The organism is Methylobacterium sp. J-048, from assembly GCF_022829515.1.
In the GTDB taxonomy this organism is placed as follows: Bacteria; Pseudomonadota; Alphaproteobacteria; order Rhizobiales; family Beijerinckiaceae; genus Methylobacterium.
In genome coordinates, this window is sequence record NZ_JAKSYL010000173.1 from 1 (window position 1) to 14,908 (window position 14,908).

Below are 14,908 nucleotides of genomic sequence, written 5' to 3' on the forward strand. Positions count from 1 at the left end.
TGTCGCAGCTCCGCGGACGAGGCTGCCGGGTGTCTCGGGGGCGGAGCGTATCCATCCCCTCTCTGTTCGCTGAAACGGTGAAGCTGCTGTGAAGGTTCCGGCCGGATTACGCCTTCCGGCGTAGCCGCGAGGTGAGGATTGCGGAGAGGCCGACCGGGGCCGGCCCCATGGGATCGACCCCGACATCGTACTGCTTCGGCAGCGGCTTGAGCTTGCCGTGGCTGTGCCCGTGCAAGCTGATCGAGCCTCGGCCCATCCCGTTCCACGTGCGGAACGCATAGTGGCACAGCACCACCATCCGGTCCTCGACCAGAAGTTCGGCGTAGTGGCGCACGGAGGCCCAGCCTGGAGCCCCGAGGGTGTCGGGGCCGTCGTTGTTGCCGACGATCAGGTGCTTGTCGCCGTTGAGCCCGTCGAGGATCTCGCGGATCCGCGATCCGCTCGGGCCGAGGGCGAAATCCCCGAGGTGCCAGACGGTATCGCCCGGGGCGACCGCGCCGTTCCACGCGGCGATCAGGCCAGCATCGTGAGCGTCGAGGTCCGGGTAGGGTCGGTGGTCGAAACGCAGGGCGCGCGGGTCGCCAAAATGGGTATCGCCCGTAAAGAAGGTGGCCACAGGCCCGCTCCGTGGAATGTTCGACTCGCTCTCGAGCCCGTGAGCTAGAGCGCCGGGCACCGAAGGGGATGCCGGTCCGCTGATCGGGCGTGCGGATCTGGTGGGCCCCGAAATGCCGATGCGATCGCAAACGGCTGGTGCCTCGGCCCGTGCACGGGCATCCATCGGCTCGGTGCGATGTCGCGATGATGTTTCGCCGCACCTCAAGCAATCATTGTAAAAAATGTACATTCATATGATAGCGACAGCTAAATATATTTGGTCGTAAGAATTTTACATTGCAGCGCGCCGGCGCAGACATTAGCGAGACATGTCGTCAGCTTCGTTCAGGGCGTTGATAACCGAGGGAGCGCGTGTGCTCTCTCCCGCTAAGCATGAGTATCCGTGGCACATCTCCGTCAGGCAGACCTACGCAATCGCCTCCTCCGCGCCCTCGAACCGGAGGATTTCGAGGCCCTGCAGGATGCACTGCGGCCGGAAGACATGCTCCTGCGGCAGCAGTTGATCTCCCCGCACACGAAGATCGAGACGGTCTATTTCGTGGAAGCGGGCATCGTCTCCGTGACGAATGATGGGGCGAGCGGCCGGGTGGAGATCGGGCTGATCGGCCGCGAAGGTTTGGTCGGTGGCAGCTCCATCCTGCTTGGAGACGACCGCACCCCCTACACGCACTTCGTCCAGGCGGCCGGGCGGATGCTGGCGATCGACGCGCAGGTGCTGCTCGCGGTCGCGGAAGCCCGCTCGACCATTCGCTTCCTGCTTCTCCGCTACATCCACACCCATTTCGCGCAGACCGCGCAGACCGCGTTCGCCAACGCGCGCGGCAACACCGCGATGCGGCTGGCCCGCTGGTTGCTGATGTATCACGACCGAAGCGATGGGGACGCCGTCACGGTCACGCATGAATTCATGTCGCTGATGCTGGGCGTCGAACGGCCGGGCGTGACCCGGGCCCTGAGAGTGCTGGAACGGGACGGCCTCGTGCGCACGTATCGCGGGCTCGTCGAGATCATCGACCGAAACGGGCTGCTCAGCCTCGTGGGCGACAGTTACGGCACGGCAGAGGCCGAGTACGACCGTTTGATCGGCGGGCTCGTCGCACCGACCGCCTGACGGTCGCGGACGCCGGGACCGCGCCGCCGCCTCACACCGACCGCGCCATCCGGCCGGAGGACGCAGGCGTAGCCGTCTCCAGGTGATCGCCGCCGCGATGGTCTCCTCTTGCTGCGCCGTACCACACCGATCGGGCGGGGCGACGGGCGGCGCAGGTTTCGATCTCAGGCGCAGTCGTGCCGTGATTGAACGAGACGTGGGATTCCCTCTCCGGAGCGGGAGAGCGTCTGTCGTGCGCCCGGGACGGCGGCGCTGAGAGGCCCGCGCCCGGGTCGCCAGGCTAGGCCGTGTCCGCTCCCGGTCGGCGGCTGGACGAGGCCCCGGTTGACGCCGACTGCCCCCGGGGCAAAGCCTGCGAACCAACAATAGAACGGCGGAGGATCGGGCGATGCTGGGGATTGTCGGATTCGCCTTCCTGGCGGGGCTGCTGTCGGTGCTCTCGCCCTGCGTCCTGCCGCTTGTGCCGATCGTCCTCGGGACCGCAGCTTCGGAGCATCGGTTCGGGCCTGTCGCGCTGGCGCTCGGCCTGGCCTTGTCCTTCACCGCCATCGGGTTGTTCGTGGCGACGATCGGTTTTTCCATCGGGCTCGACGGCGACGTGTTCCGCAGCGCCGGGGCGGTGCTGTTGTTGATCCTCGGCGTCGTGCTGATGCTGCCGCGGCTCCAGGCCCGGTTCGCCACCGCGACCGGGCCGGTGGGGGCCTGGGCGGAAGAGCGCTTCGGCGGGTTCGGGTCCGGGGGATTGTCGGGCCAGTTCGGCGTCGGCCTGCTGCTCGGCGCGGCCTGGAGTCCCTGCGTCGGGCCGACGCTCGGGGCCGCCTCGCTGCTGGCCGCCCGGGGCGAGCACCTGTGGAGCGTCGCCCTGACCATGCTGGCCTTCGGGATCGGGGCCGCCGCACCCTTGATGCTGCTCGGCTTCGTGTCCCGCGAGGCGCTGATACGTTGGCGGGGCGGGCTCGCAGCGGCGGGCAAGGGCGTCAAGGTCGCCCTGGGGCTGGTGATGGTGGCGCTCGGCCTGCTGATCCTCACCGGATCCGACAAGCGGGTCGAGGCCGCGGCGGTCGCCGCCGCGCCGGACTGGCTCAATGCCGTGACCACGCGTTACTGATCTCCAAAACGGAGTCCCGCGATGACCGACGCCCCCCGCCTCACCAGTCTCGCCCATGGCGGCGGCTGCGGCTGCAAGCTCGATCCGGCGATCCTGCGCCGTCTGCTCGCCGAGCAGCCGGCCGCCGGCCCGTTCGAGCGGCTGCTCGTCGGCAACGAGACCTCCGACGACGCGGCGGTCTGGGAACTCGACGACGGCACCTGCGTGATCGCCACCACCGACTTCTTCACCCCGATGGTGGACGATCCTGTCGAGTTCGGGCGGATCGCCGCGACCAACGCGATCTCGGACGTCTACGCCATGGGCGGGCGGCCGATCTTCGCCCTGGCGATCCTTGGCATGCCGGTGGGCAAGATCGAACCCGAAGTCGTCGCCCGAATCCTGCGCGGCGGCGCGGAAAAATGCGCCGAGGCCGGGATCCCGGTGGCCGGCGGCCATTCCATCGACACGCCGGAGCCGATCTACGGCCTCGCGGTGATCGGCACCTGCCGCCGGGAGGCGGTGCGGCGCAACGCCGACGCGCTGGCCGGGGACGCGGTGATCCTCACGAAGCCCCTCGGCGTCGGGGTCTATTCGGCGGCGATCAAGCGCGAGGCTTTGGACGCGGTCGATTACCGCGATTTCGTCGCCACCACCACGCGGCTCAACACGATCGGCATCGCGCTGGCCGCCGAGCCGGCCGTCCACGCGCTCACCGACGTGACTGGCTTCAGCATCCTGGGCCACGGGCTCGAGATCGCCCGCGGTGCCGGCCTCACCTTCGCGCTCGAGGCCGACGCGCTGCCGTTCCTGCCCCGCGCCGAGGCGCTGGTGCAGGAGGGCTTCGTCACCGGCGCCTCGCACCGCAACTGGAACGCCTTCGGGGCCGAGGTCGATCTGCCCGTGGACTTCCCCGACTGGCGCCGCCACCTGCTCACCGACCCGCAGACCTCCGGCGGCTTGCTGGTGACCTGCGCGGCTTCTCAAGCGGATGCGATCCTCGCGCACATCCGGGCGGCCGGCTACAGCGCCGCGAACCGGATCGGCCATATGGAGACCGGCCCGGCCCGGGTCCGCGTGGGCGGCTGATGACGCGCGCGGCCCGAGAGGCAATGTTCACCCTTCGCGGCCAGACTGCCTGCCCGGCCCGACCCGCGAAAAGCCCTTGACCGACGCCGTCCCCCCATCAATGCCCGCCCATGGCGTCGCCGGCTGGCCGTTCGGAGCCGCCGCCTTGGGCGCGGCGCGGCCGCTCGCGCTGCCGGACGGACGGCCTTGGCCGCGGATCCGCGTCGTCACGCTGGTGCCTGCCGGCATCGACCTGCGCGAGACCATCGCCTCGGTGCTGCGCCAGGATTACCCCGAGGTCCGACACGACCTCGTACCGCCGGGTTTTTCGGGGCGTGCCCAAGTCGAGACGCTGCTGGTCGAGCCCGGATGCGACGCGCTCCTGTGGTTGCGCGCCGGCGATCTCCTCGCCCCTGGGGCGCTGACCGCCCTGGCCCTGGAAGCCGCCCTGACCGGCGCGGTGGCGGTGGCGGGGCTGCGGATCCTGTTCGCCAACAGGGTTCTGGCACTCGACATTCCCGGGCTGGCGGCCTCGGACACGCCCGACGGCGTGCCGTTCACCGGCGGCGAGGTGCTGTGGATACGCGACGCCTTGCAGGCGCACGCGATGCTCGACGCCGAGGGTCGCCTGGACGCGGGAGCCGCTTGGTCGGCGCTACCCGCCGCATCACGCAGGCGCATCGGCCGCCCCGTGCTGCTGCAACGGGTCAGCACGGCGCCGACGGAAAAACTCGATGGTCTGTCGATCGTCTCGCTCACCGGCACCGGCACGCAGGGCGGCGCCGGCATCGCCCAGAGGCGGCTCTCCGACGCGCTGGCGCTGGCGGGCCATCGCGTGACGAGCCTCGCGCTGAGCGACCGGCCGGAAGCCGCCGAATGGACCGACCGGTTCCCGCAGGCCGAGGCGGCGATCGCGGCCGCCGCACCCGACCTCGTGCTCGCCGGCAACCTGCACGGCGCCACCCGCAGCCTCGATGTGGTCGGGCGTCTCGCCCGGCGCGGCCCGGTGGCTTTGGTGCTGCACGACCTGTTCCCGCTTACCGGCCGCTGCGGCCACCCGCGCGACTGCACACGCGCCGCCATCGGCTGCGATGCCGCCTGCCCGGGGCCGGACGAGTATCCGCAGCTCGCCCCCGGGCGGATCGCCGGGATGCATGCCCGCAAGCGCGCCGTGCTGGCCGGTCCCGCCGTGCCGTGGCTGCTCGCCAATTCCGACTGGACCCTGGCGCGCGCCCGGGACCTGGCACCGTCCGGCACCGTGGCGGAGCGGGTCCGGCTGGCCTTCCCGACCGCCGCGTTCCGGCCGGGCGACCGCGCCGCCCTGCGCCGCCGGCTCGGCCTGCCTGCGGGTGACGTGCTGATCCTGATCTCGGCGGTGATCGTCGACGGTCCCGACAAGGGATTTTCGGATCTGCGCGCCGCGCTTCGAGCCGTGGCGCGGCCGGGGGTCGGTGTCGTGGCGATCGGCCGGCTCGACGATCCGGCCCGGCTCGGCGTGCCGAACCTGTTCGCGCCGGGGCTGATCGCCGACGAGGAGACCTTGGCCGCGTGGTATGGCGCCTGCGATCTCCACGTCACCGCGAGCCGCCACGAGACCCTCGGTCAGACCCCGATCGAGGCCGGCTTGTGCGGCGTGCCAACGCTCGCTTACCGCACCTCCGGGTTGACCTCCGCGGTGATCGACGGCGTGTCCGGCCGCCTCGTGCCGGTGAAGCCCGGCGCCCTGGCGCAGGCGCTCACCGAGCTGGTCGAGGACAAAGAGACCCGGGGGCGGCTCGGGGCCTTCGCGCGGATCGCTCTGGAGAGCCGCCACAGCCCCGCCGCCGCCGCCCTGTCGCTAGACGTTCTTTTTCGGTCTCGCGGGCTCCTCTCCCACACCGCGCGGCTGAGCTTCGCCCCCACGATGCTCGGCCATTTCCCGTTCGCGGCCGAGCGCCTGCCGGGCGCGATCGGCACCGTGCCGGCGGCCTCGCGCCCCCTGGTGCGGCGGCTGCGGCGGGCCAAGCAGATGATGCTCGGCCGGCGCATGCCTTTGTTCGTGCGCCGCTGCCTGTACTTCGCCGGCACCCTGCGCCGGAGCGTGCCGTGAAGCCCGGCACCAAGCGGATCTATCTCGACCAGACCCATCTGCGGTCCCACGTCACCGGGATCGAGCGGATCACCCTCGACCTGTTCGCCCCCGACCGGCTGGCACCGCACGATGTCCGCCCGATCACCAGCGGCTCGCTGCCCGGGATGATCGGCCAGCAGCAAGTCAGCCTGCCGCTGCGGATGCTCCGAGACCGGGACGCGCTGTTCCTGTTCCCGGGCTTTCCGCCGGGGCCGCTCTGCGCGGTCGCGGCCGAGCGTTGCCTGTTCTATGTCCACGATACCTTTCTGCTCGACCGACCGGAGGATCTGAGCCTCAAGAGCCGGCTCTACATGAGTCCGAGCTTCGCGCGGGCGCTGCTCTGGTGCCCGAACCTGTTCGTGAACAGCCGCACCACCGGCGCGGCCGTGCGAGCCGTCTGCACGCCCAAGGCCCGGGTCGCCCTGCTGCGCCCGTCCGTGCGCGACGCCTTCGGCCTCGGTGACCTGCCGGGACCGGCTCCCTACGCCCCGGGGGCGCCGTTACGGATGCTGGCGATCGGCACGATCGAGCCGCGCAAAGATTACCCGGCCGCACTCGCGCTGACGGCGGCGCTCAACCGGGCCGGGATGCCGGCGGAGCTGCATCTGGTCGGCCGGGTCGGCTGGGGCCGCCACGTCTTCCTGGACGACCCGCCGCCGTTCCTGCACCGGTACGGCTACCTGTCCGACGCCGAGTTGCGGGATCTGGCCGGTTCCTGCCATCTGCTGCTCTCGACCTCGAAGGCCGAGGGGCTCGGCCTGCCGCTGCTGGAGGTCCAGCATGGCGGCCTTCCGGTGGTGGCCCCGGACGCGCCGGTCTTCCGTGAGGTGCTGGGCACGTCGGGCCTGCTGATCCGCCCCGAAGCGCCCGACGCCGCCGCCGCCGCGCTCGCGGCCTGGATCGACGAGAACGGCCTGGCCCGAGCCGCCGCGGCCAGTCGCGACAACGTGGAGCGCTGGAACGATGCGGCGACCGAGGACCGTGTGCGCTTCCAGAACTTCCTCGCGGGCGAGTCCGCGGCCTACGCGGTAGCGGGTGCGACGATTCTCGCGTGAATCCGTTTACGTAGTCCCCAACAATTCCTGGCCTATCGGCGCCACAAAATCGTGACAGAGCGCCCTAGTTCTGTAAGCAAGATCTACAGGAATCCTGCTGTAGGGTCTGGTTCAAGGCGAGAGTACTGCTTCGGTATGCCGATTGCTGCAGTGTCTGAGAAGACACCGCCTCGGTCGAGGCTCTGTCCCGGATCGGCACGGAGGTGACCGAAACGGGGACGGGCGCAGGAGTGCGGTGGAGGGCGGCACCGGCCGCACTCCGACAGGTCAGGGAGCGTGGCGCATGTTCGACTTCTCGACGCGCATGAGTGGTGAGCAGCCGATCCGCATGGTGCTGCCGCAGGTCGATCCCCGTGAGGAGAGCCGACCTGAGGCGCGCGTGATCCTGCGCCGGCTGTGGCGGGGCAGCGGGTTCATCGTGCTGGGCGGCCTGTTCATGGTGGCGGTCGCGGTGGCGCTGCTCGGCCTGATCCCGCCGCGCTACACCTCGGCAATCCAGGTGCTGGTCGATCCGAGCGACCTGCGGGTGGTCGAGAACGACGTGAACGCCCGGCAGCCCCAGGCCGATAGCGGCGTCTCCATCGCCGAGAGCCAGGTGCGGGTGATCCAGTCGGACAACGTCCTGCGCCGGGTGATCGCCAATCTGCATCTCGACCAGGACGACGAGTTCGTGCTGCCGGACGGCAACAACCCGACGCTGGCCTGGATCAAGGGGGCGCTCGGCATGCTGCCCCCGGCCGCGAGCCGCGACCCGGTCAACATCGCCCTCGACACGCTCCAGACCAAGCTCAGCGTCCGCCGGGCCGAGCGGACCTTCGTGATCGACGTGTCCGTGCAGTCGCGCGATCCCGAGAAGGCCGCCCGGATCGCCAACGCCATCGGCGACGCCTACTTCGCCGAGGAGAGCGCCGCCCGTACCGACACCGCGCGACGCGCCTTCGACGCGCTGACCGGACGGCTCGGCAACCTGAAGCGCGATGTCGAGCAGGCGGAGGGCGAGGTGGTACGCTACCGCGAGGCCCACAAGCTCGTGGCCTCGAGCGGCCGCCTTCTGACCGACCAGCAGCTCGGCGACCTGAACCAGCAGCTCGTCACGGCCTCGATCAAGACCGCGGAGGCGAAGTCGCGCCTGGATCAGGCCCGCAAGATGCGCACGTCGGACCCGAGCACCGCCCTGCCGGAGATGCTGCAATCGCTCGAGATGCAGGCGCTGCGGCAGCAATACGCCACGCTCTCGCGCAATACCGCCGAGCTCGCCACCCGCCTCGGTGAGCGCCACCCGGCCATGGCCGAGCAATACGCCCAGCAGCGCGACCTCCAGCGCCTGATCCAGCGCGAGAAGGAACGGATCATCGACACGACCCAGAAGGATTACGACCGGGCCGCGGCCAGCGAGGCGGCGATCCGCTCGAGTCTCGACCGGGTGAAGACCGAGACCGTGAGCAGCGACCGGGCCTATGTCGGCCTGCGCGAGCTGGAGCGCACGCTTGAGTCCCGCCGGGGCGTGTACGAGGCCTATCTGAAGCGCGCTCGCGAGGCGAGCGAGCAGGAGCGGCTCAATACCACCAACGTCCGGATCATCTCGGTGGCGACCCCGGCGCGCCAGCGGACCTTCCCGCCCTCGCCGAAGATCGTGCTGCCGGTCGCCCTGGTGCTCGGCCTGCTGCTCGGCGGCGCCATCGCCCTGGCGCTCGGCGCCGACAGCGACCGCCGGCGGATCCGCCGCGCCGCAATCCGCCCCGGGACCAGCTTCCGGGCCGCCGATGCGTGATGTCGAGGCCCCGGTTCCGATAGATTCCGCGGCGGTCTGGCTGGACCATGCCGTCCCGGCGCCGTCAGCGGCGACGACCGTCCGGCTGTTCGGCTACAGTTTCCACACCGGCACGGCGGCCGCGATCGTCGAAGCGGTGGCGGCGCGGCACGCGGACGGGCCGCGGACAATCGTCACCGCCAATGTCGACCACGTCGTCCAGCTGGCCGAGGATGCGGATTTCCGGGGCGCCTACACGCGTGCCGCCGCCCGGACGCTGGACGGCATGCCGCTGGTCTGGCTCGCCCGGGCGGCGAGCCGTCGGCCGGCCGAACGGATCACCGGGCACGACCTGCTGGCCTGCGTGCTGGCCGACCCACCGCCCTTCGCCCGGAGGGTGTTCTTCGTCGCGGCCCGCCAGGATGCCGCCGACACGCTGACCACGCGCCTCCAGGCCGCCGGCCTCCCGGACGGCGCCGTGGCGAGCGCGGTCCCACCCTTCGGCTTCGAAGACGACGAATCCTACGGCCGCGCCCTCGCCGAGCAAATCCGCGCCCACGGCACCACCCTGCTGGTGATGGGCGTCGGCGCCCCGAAATCGGAGATCTGGGTCGATCGCCAGGGCAAGGTGCTCGGAAGCCCTGTGGTGTTCTGCGTGGGTGACGCGCTGTCGGTGGCGGCGGGCTACGTGCCCCGTGCCCCGTGGCTGATGCAGCGGCTCGGCCTCGAATGGGTCTTCCGGTTCCTGTGCGCGCCGCGGCGGCTGTTCCGGCGCTATTTCATCGAGTCGTGGCGCTTCATCGGCATCGCGATGCGCGACCGGGCTTCGGGACGGCGGGATTGAGGGGGCGGGCCGGCGCCCGGTGCACCCGTTTCATCCCGTCCACGCCCGCAACCGTCATTGCGAGCGGCGCGAAGCAACCCAGGGAAACACCACATTCCGAGATCGCACGCTGCCCTAGGTTGCTTCGCTGCGCTCGCAATGACGGCGAGAGGCGTATTCCGTCATTCCAAGGCGTTGCAGGCGAGCTACGCAAACAGTCCCGGCCGCCGCAATTGCAGTGCGAACAGCAGCAAAAGCGACTTCATGTCGGTGAGCGCGCCGCGGCGGGTCATCGCAACCAGCTCCGAAAGCGGGATCTCGTGGACGGCGACCGCCTCGCCCTCGGCCGCCAAGCCGCCGCCGGCGCCCGTGCGGTCGGATTCGGCGTAGGCCGCCAGGAACAGGTCCATCCGCTCGGTGGAGATGCCCGGCATGGTCCAGGCGCTCGCCACGAGATCGAGTTCGCCGAGGCGCAAACCCGTCTCCTCGGCGGCCTCGCGCCGGACCTCGTCCTCCGGGGCACCGTCGTCGAGGAGGCCCGCCGGCACCTCGACATGGCTCGGCGGCCCGCCGGAATAGAGTACCGGCGCCCGGAACTGCGAGACCAGGGTCGCGACCCGCCGGACTGGGTCGTAGGGCAGCACCGCGACGGCCCGGCCGTGATCTTCCATCTCGCGGGTGATGCGCGAGCCGTCGTCCTGCATCACCTCGGCCACGAGGTACCGGGCCCACCCCTCGTGCACGAGGCGCACGCCCCCGATCCGCGGTGCCATGCCGTCTCCGCCTCATCCCTGGGAACGGGACCGATCGCTCAGGAATGCGGCGGCTTCACGGAGGTTCTCATGCGGAAGCACAGGCGATCACCGTCCCGCTCGGCCGCATCGAGCCGGGCGCCCTCCTCCCGCACGAGGTTGGGGATGTCGATCATCGCCATCGGATCGGTGCAGGTGACCACCAGGACCCGCCCGGCGCCGAGCGCGCGCAGGGCCTTGCGGGTGCGCAGGACCGGGAGCGGGCATTTCAGCCCCGTGAGGTCGAGCTCGACACGATCCGGTTCGTCGTCCCGCAAACGGATGGCTCCCGAGCCGGCCCCGCTACCATTCGTGATAGCCGAGGAGCGGACCGCGATACGTGTCCGGCGCGAACACATAATAGGTCGGGCCGTAATAGCCGTATTCCATATTGCGGCCCGGGGTCGGCGCATAGGCGTAGCCGTAACCGAACGGCAGCGGATAGCCGTACTCGCCATAATAACTGTATTCCGGCCGGACGACCCGCGCCTCGGCGGCGATCCTAGGACCTACGGACGGGCGCGAGACAGGAGCGCGATACGGGCCGAGATCCGCGGCAGAACAGGCTCCGCCGGCGGTCGCGGCGGATACGATGCCGGCCACGAGAGCGGCGGTGAAGCGGGTCATGGCCGCGATCTCCTCGACTCGGCGATTCGGCCTCGGAGGGATCCGATGACATGGCCTGCATCCGATAAGCCTCACCGGCCTTGTTCGAAGCTTGCGGCGCACGTTTAACGTGAAGCGGTTCGCGGGCCCTAGACGCAGCGGCCACACCCGAAAATCGGCAAACAAAAGCTCCCGGCCTCGTGAAGACCGGGCGCCTTCGAGGCGATCCGGATCAGGCCTTACCAGCCGTAATCGTCATAGCCGTAGGCCGGGTAGCCATAGGCCGGATACGCGTAGCTGCGGACCGGGGCGTAGCCGTAGCCATAGGCCGGGTAGCCGTAGCCGCCGTAATAGCCGTAGCGGGGGGCGGCGCTCGCGGCGAGCGCACCGCCGATGATGCCGAGGGCCGCACCAGCAGCCACCGCACCGGCAACCCGGCCGCCATAGCCGCGACGGTAGCCGTAGCCGCCACCATAATAGCCGCGGCGCCAGCCGACATTGTCGACGGTCGCGTTCTGGCCACCGACCTGCACCGCGCTCTGCGCCGGAAGCGGAGCCGCTTCGGCGGCGGTGAACGAACCGGCGATCATGGCCAGGGCCGAGGCGCCGGCGACGACGGATGTGGTGATGCGGGACATGGACATCTCCTCCACGCGCTGAACGATCGGCGTGAGAACCGTCAGGTATCGCACTTCGTTCCAGGCTACGGTGTGCGGCCGCACGGCGCTCCAGGTCGGCGGGTCAGAACACGCATTCCGTGAAGGCCGGGCGCACGCAGGCGCCCCAGCGGCCCTCGTAAGCGGCGAGGAGGTCGTCGGCCCGGGTGCGCCCGGCGGTGACGATCGCCTCGAGGGGCTGGAGGTAGAGGGTTTCGTCGTGGCCCTCGGCGTCGCAACGGGCCCGGGCGCGCAGGCCCGCGCGGGCGATGGCGAGCGCTTCCGCGGCGACCGCGCCGAGCGTGGTGTTGGCGACCGGAGTGGCGAGGCCAAGGCGCGGGGCGGTGGCCCGGGCCGCCTCCCGGTTGGCCGGGCTCCAGCCCTTCACCAGGTCGAGGGCGGCATCGAGCGCCGATTCGTCGTAGAGCAGCCCCGCCCAGAAGGCGGCCTGGGCGGCGATCATGCCGGAATCGCCGACATCGGCGCCGCGCATCTCCAGGAAGCGCTTGAGCCGGACTTCGGGGAAGGCCGTCGAGGCGTGGTTGGCCCAGTCGGCGACCGTCGCGTACTCACCCGGGAGCTGCGCGAGCTTGCCGGCCATCAGGTCGCGGAACGAGGCGCCCGAGACGTCGTGGTAGATGTCTCCGCGCTTGACGAAGTACATCGGCATGTCGAGCAGCCAATCGACATAGGCCTCGTAGCCGAAGCCGGTGTCGAACGCGAAGGGCAGCATGCCGGTGCGGTGGGGATCGGTGTCGCGCCAGATCTCGGAGCGCCGGGACAGGAAGCCGTTGGGCCGCCCGTCGGTGAACGGCGAGTTGGCGAACAAGGCCGTCGCCACCGGCTGGAGCGCCAGGGACGCGCGCAGCTTGCGCACCATGTCGGCCTCGGAGGCGAAGTCGAGATTGACCTGCACGGTGGCGGTGCGCAGCATCATGTCGAGGCCGAGCGCGCCGACCTTCGGCATGTAGCCGGCCATGATCTTGTAGCGGCTCTTGGGCATGACCGGCGTCTCGTCCCGGCGCCAGCGCGGGCTCATGCCGAGCGTCAGGAAGCCGATATCGAGGGAATCGGCCACGCGCTTGGTCGCCGCGAGATGGGTGGCGAGCTCGGCCGCGGTCCCGTGCACGTCCGGCAGCGCCGCACCGGACAGCTCGAACTGCCCGCCCGGCTCGATCGAGATCGCCCCGCCCTCCTCGGCCGACAGGCCGATGATGTTGCCCAGATCGAGGATCGGCTCCCAGCCGGTCTCGCGGGCCAGCCCCTCCAGCAGGGCGCGGATGCCGCGCTCGCCGTCATAGGGCACGGGCTCGCGGCTCGCCCGGTAGAACGGGATCTTCTCGTGCTCCGTACCGATGGCGAATCGCGCGCGCGGTTTCTCGCCGGCGGCGAACCACTCGATCAGTTCGGCGCGCGTGGTGAGCGGCGTCGTGTCGTTGCTGTCGCGCGCCATGCGCTGCCTACTCGTGCCTGTGAACTATGCTTGGGATGGGAGCGCACCGGACTGCTCCAGCGTGTCCGTCCGGTTCGACCTCGTCCCGCGCCCATCCAGCGGGCGGAGTCCGGATGGACACCCGCGCCGGCCTCCGAGGAGCGCGGCGCGGGTGTCCATCCGCTCCGGGACATAATCGAGGCGCCCGGAACCGACAACGCGGCGCCGTGGACCGGGGCACCCGTTCGCCCCGGTTCGGCGGTACAATCCCGCGGCGCACCGCTCCGATGTGCGCCGGCACACATGCACCCAGACGGCACCGGCCTCAGCGCGCGTCGCCGAGCACCGCCTGGACCAGGGTCAGCACCGCCACCGCGGCGGTGTCGGCGCGCAGGATGCGCGGCCCGAGGGACAGGGCGACGGTGTTAGGGCGTGCCCGGATTGCAGCCCGCTCCTCCTCGGAGAAGCCGCCCTCCGGGCCGACCAGGACGGCGAGCGGCGGTGTGGCGGCGGGATCGGCCGCCTCCCGCAGGGCCCGCACCGGGTCACTGACGGAGGCGTCCTCATCGCAGAACACCAGCAGCCGCTCGGGCGCGAGACTCGCCAAGGCCGGGGCAAGCTTCTCGGGCTCGGGACAATCCGGGATCGCCAGGATGCCGCATTGCTCGGCCGCCTCGACGGCGTTGGCGCGCAGGCGGTCCATGTTGATCCGCTCGCCCTGCGTATAGCGGGTGATGACCGGGCGGATCGTACCGGCCCCCATCTCGACCGCCTTCTGCGCGAGATAATCCAGGCGTGCGCTCTTCAGGGGCGCGAACAGGTAATGCAGGTCAGCGCGCGGCGTCTGCGCACGGGTGCGCTCGGCGACGTGGAGGTCCGCCCCCTTGCGGCCGGTCTGCACGAGGTGGGCGCGCCATTCGCCGTCCCGTCCGTTGAACACCAGCACGGGATCGTCCGGCCCCCGGCGCAGGACGTTGAGCAGGTAATTCGCCTGGGCGCGGTCGAGCGGCAGGACGGTTCCCGCGGCGAGATCCGATTCGACGTGGAGGCGCGGGGCGGTGAAGTCGTAGGCCGGCATGGCCGGGTGGTCGCGCGGCCGGGCGAGGCTGTCAACGCGCGCCGGCAGGCCACGCGCCCCGCAAACCTGTTGCTCAAAGGTTACGGACGCCGGTTTTTGGCACTTCCCCCACACCAGCATCGCCTCGCCGGTTTGCCGCTCGATTGACGCCACATTCCTATGGCGAACCCAGGGGAACGAAGGGAGCCGGCGGCGCGCAGGTTCCGGCACGGCGTCGAGGGAGTCGCGGGATGGCAAACAGGAGCTTCAGTCTGGGGGCGGCGGCACTCGTCGGCAGCCTACTGTTCGGAACGGCGGCCTTCGCGCAGGGCGCGGCGCCGGAATGCGGCACGATCCAGAAGACCCTGGCCGAGCGCAAGGCGCTGGTCTCCCGCGCCAACGCGGCCTCGAACAGCAAGAAGAAGATGACCCCGCAGGAGGCCTGCGCGCTGTTCGGGAAGCTGCAGTCCAACGGCGCCGAAGGCATAAAGTGGATCACCGCCAATAAGGAATGGTGCTCGATCCCGGATTCCTTCGCCGAAGGCTTCAAGGCCGACCACCTCAAGGTCAGCGGCATCCGCACCAAGATCTGCGGCGTCGCGGCCCAGGCGACCAAGATGGAGGCGCAGGCCCGCGCCCAGGCGCAGAATGGCGCCAGCAGCGGCCTGCTCGGCGGCCCGGGCTTGACCGGCAGCTTCAAGCTGCCGCAAGGCGCCCTGTAAGGCCGTCCGGGAGGATCGCGGG

15 protein-coding genes are annotated in these 14,908 nt (G+C 70.5%); 8 read left to right on the forward strand and 7 right to left on the reverse strand.

Going from position 1 to position 14,908, the window contains the following annotated elements:
- Nucleotides 1-106 precede the first annotated feature (106 nt).
- A complete protein-coding gene (locus MKL09_RS16980; RefSeq protein ID WP_244021997.1) occupies nt 107-616 on the reverse strand; it encodes a metallophosphoesterase in 510 nt (169 codons plus the stop codon).
- 384 nt (nt 617-1,000) lie between these two features.
- Here MKL09_RS16980 and MKL09_RS32230 point away from each other — a divergent pair, with 384 nt between their 5' ends.
- The 7 genes from MKL09_RS32230 to MKL09_RS17015 all read left to right on the forward strand — a co-directional run bounded on the left by MKL09_RS32230 (nt 1,001) and on the right by MKL09_RS17015 (nt 9,643).
- Nucleotides 1,001-1,729 (forward strand): Crp/Fnr family transcriptional regulator, encoded by a 729-nt coding sequence (locus MKL09_RS32230; RefSeq protein WP_244021998.1) that lies wholly within the window; start codon nt 1,001-1,003, stop codon nt 1,727-1,729.
- Between the two features lie 388 nt (nt 1,730-2,117).
- Nucleotides 2,118-2,837 carry a cytochrome c biogenesis CcdA family protein gene (locus MKL09_RS16990; protein ID WP_244021999.1) on the forward strand — a complete coding sequence of 240 codons (720 nt, stop codon included), beginning with the start codon at nt 2,118-2,120 and terminating at the stop codon, nt 2,835-2,837.
- Between the two features lie 21 nt (nt 2,838-2,858).
- A complete protein-coding gene (gene selD, locus MKL09_RS16995; RefSeq protein ID WP_244022001.1) occupies nt 2,859-3,905 on the forward strand; it encodes a selenide, water dikinase SelD in 1,047 nt (348 codons plus the stop codon).
- 76 nt (nt 3,906-3,981) lie between these two features.
- Nucleotides 3,982-5,973, forward strand: a complete 1,992-nt coding sequence (locus MKL09_RS17000) for a glycosyltransferase (RefSeq protein WP_244022009.1) — start codon at nt 3,982-3,984, stop codon at nt 5,971-5,973.
- A complete protein-coding gene (locus tag MKL09_RS17005; protein WP_244022011.1) occupies nt 5,970-7,049 on the forward strand; it encodes a glycosyltransferase in 1,080 nt (359 codons plus the stop codon). The genes MKL09_RS17000 and MKL09_RS17005 overlap by 4 nt, the downstream gene beginning before the upstream one ends.
- Before the next feature lie 283 nt (nt 7,050-7,332).
- Complete coding sequence (locus tag MKL09_RS17010) at nt 7,333-8,820, forward strand: GumC family protein (RefSeq protein ID WP_244022014.1); 1,488 nt, start codon at nt 7,333-7,335, stop codon at nt 8,818-8,820.
- Entirely contained in the window at nt 8,813-9,643 is an 831-nt protein-coding gene (locus MKL09_RS17015) for a WecB/TagA/CpsF family glycosyltransferase (RefSeq protein ID WP_244022016.1), read from the forward strand. Before MKL09_RS17010 ends, MKL09_RS17015 begins: the two co-directional genes overlap by 8 nt.
- A gap of 185 nt (nt 9,644-9,828) precedes the next feature.
- Here the strand turns inward: MKL09_RS17015 and MKL09_RS17020 are convergent, their stop codons facing one another.
- The 6 genes from MKL09_RS17020 to MKL09_RS17045 form a co-directional block, all read right to left on the reverse strand.
- Nucleotides 9,829-10,395, reverse strand: a complete 567-nt coding sequence (locus MKL09_RS17020; protein WP_244022018.1) for an NUDIX domain-containing protein — start codon at nt 10,393-10,395, stop codon at nt 9,829-9,831.
- 38 nt (nt 10,396-10,433) lie between these two features.
- Nucleotides 10,434-10,691, reverse strand: a complete 258-nt coding sequence (locus MKL09_RS17025) for a sulfurtransferase TusA family protein (protein ID WP_244022020.1) — start codon at nt 10,689-10,691, stop codon at nt 10,434-10,436.
- Nucleotides 10,692-10,716: 25 nt separating this feature from the next.
- On the reverse strand, nt 10,717-11,040 hold the full coding sequence (locus tag MKL09_RS17030) for a hypothetical protein (RefSeq protein WP_244022022.1): 324 nt from the start codon (nt 11,038-11,040) through the stop codon (nt 10,717-10,719).
- 218 nt (nt 11,041-11,258) lie between these two features.
- Complete coding sequence (locus tag MKL09_RS17035) at nt 11,259-11,657, reverse strand: hypothetical protein (protein WP_244022024.1); 399 nt, start codon at nt 11,655-11,657, stop codon at nt 11,259-11,261.
- Nucleotides 11,658-11,760: 103 nt separating this feature from the next.
- The gene (locus MKL09_RS17040) at nt 11,761-13,128 is read right to left on the reverse strand and encodes a glutamate--cysteine ligase (RefSeq protein WP_244022026.1); all 1,368 of its coding nucleotides are present in this window, start codon (nt 13,126-13,128) and stop codon (nt 11,761-11,763) included.
- Nucleotides 13,129-13,432: 304 nt separating this feature from the next.
- On the reverse strand, nt 13,433-14,185 hold the full coding sequence (locus MKL09_RS17045) for a 16S rRNA (uracil(1498)-N(3))-methyltransferase (RefSeq protein ID WP_244022030.1): 753 nt from the start codon (nt 14,183-14,185) through the stop codon (nt 13,433-13,435).
- 230 nt (nt 14,186-14,415) lie between these two features.
- On the opposite strand from MKL09_RS17045, the gene MKL09_RS17050 reads away from it, so the two are divergent.
- Nucleotides 14,416-14,886 carry a hypothetical protein gene (locus MKL09_RS17050; protein ID WP_244022032.1) on the forward strand — a complete coding sequence of 157 codons (471 nt, stop codon included), beginning with the start codon at nt 14,416-14,418 and terminating at the stop codon, nt 14,884-14,886.
- The last annotated feature ends 22 nt before the right edge of the window (nt 14,887-14,908 follow it).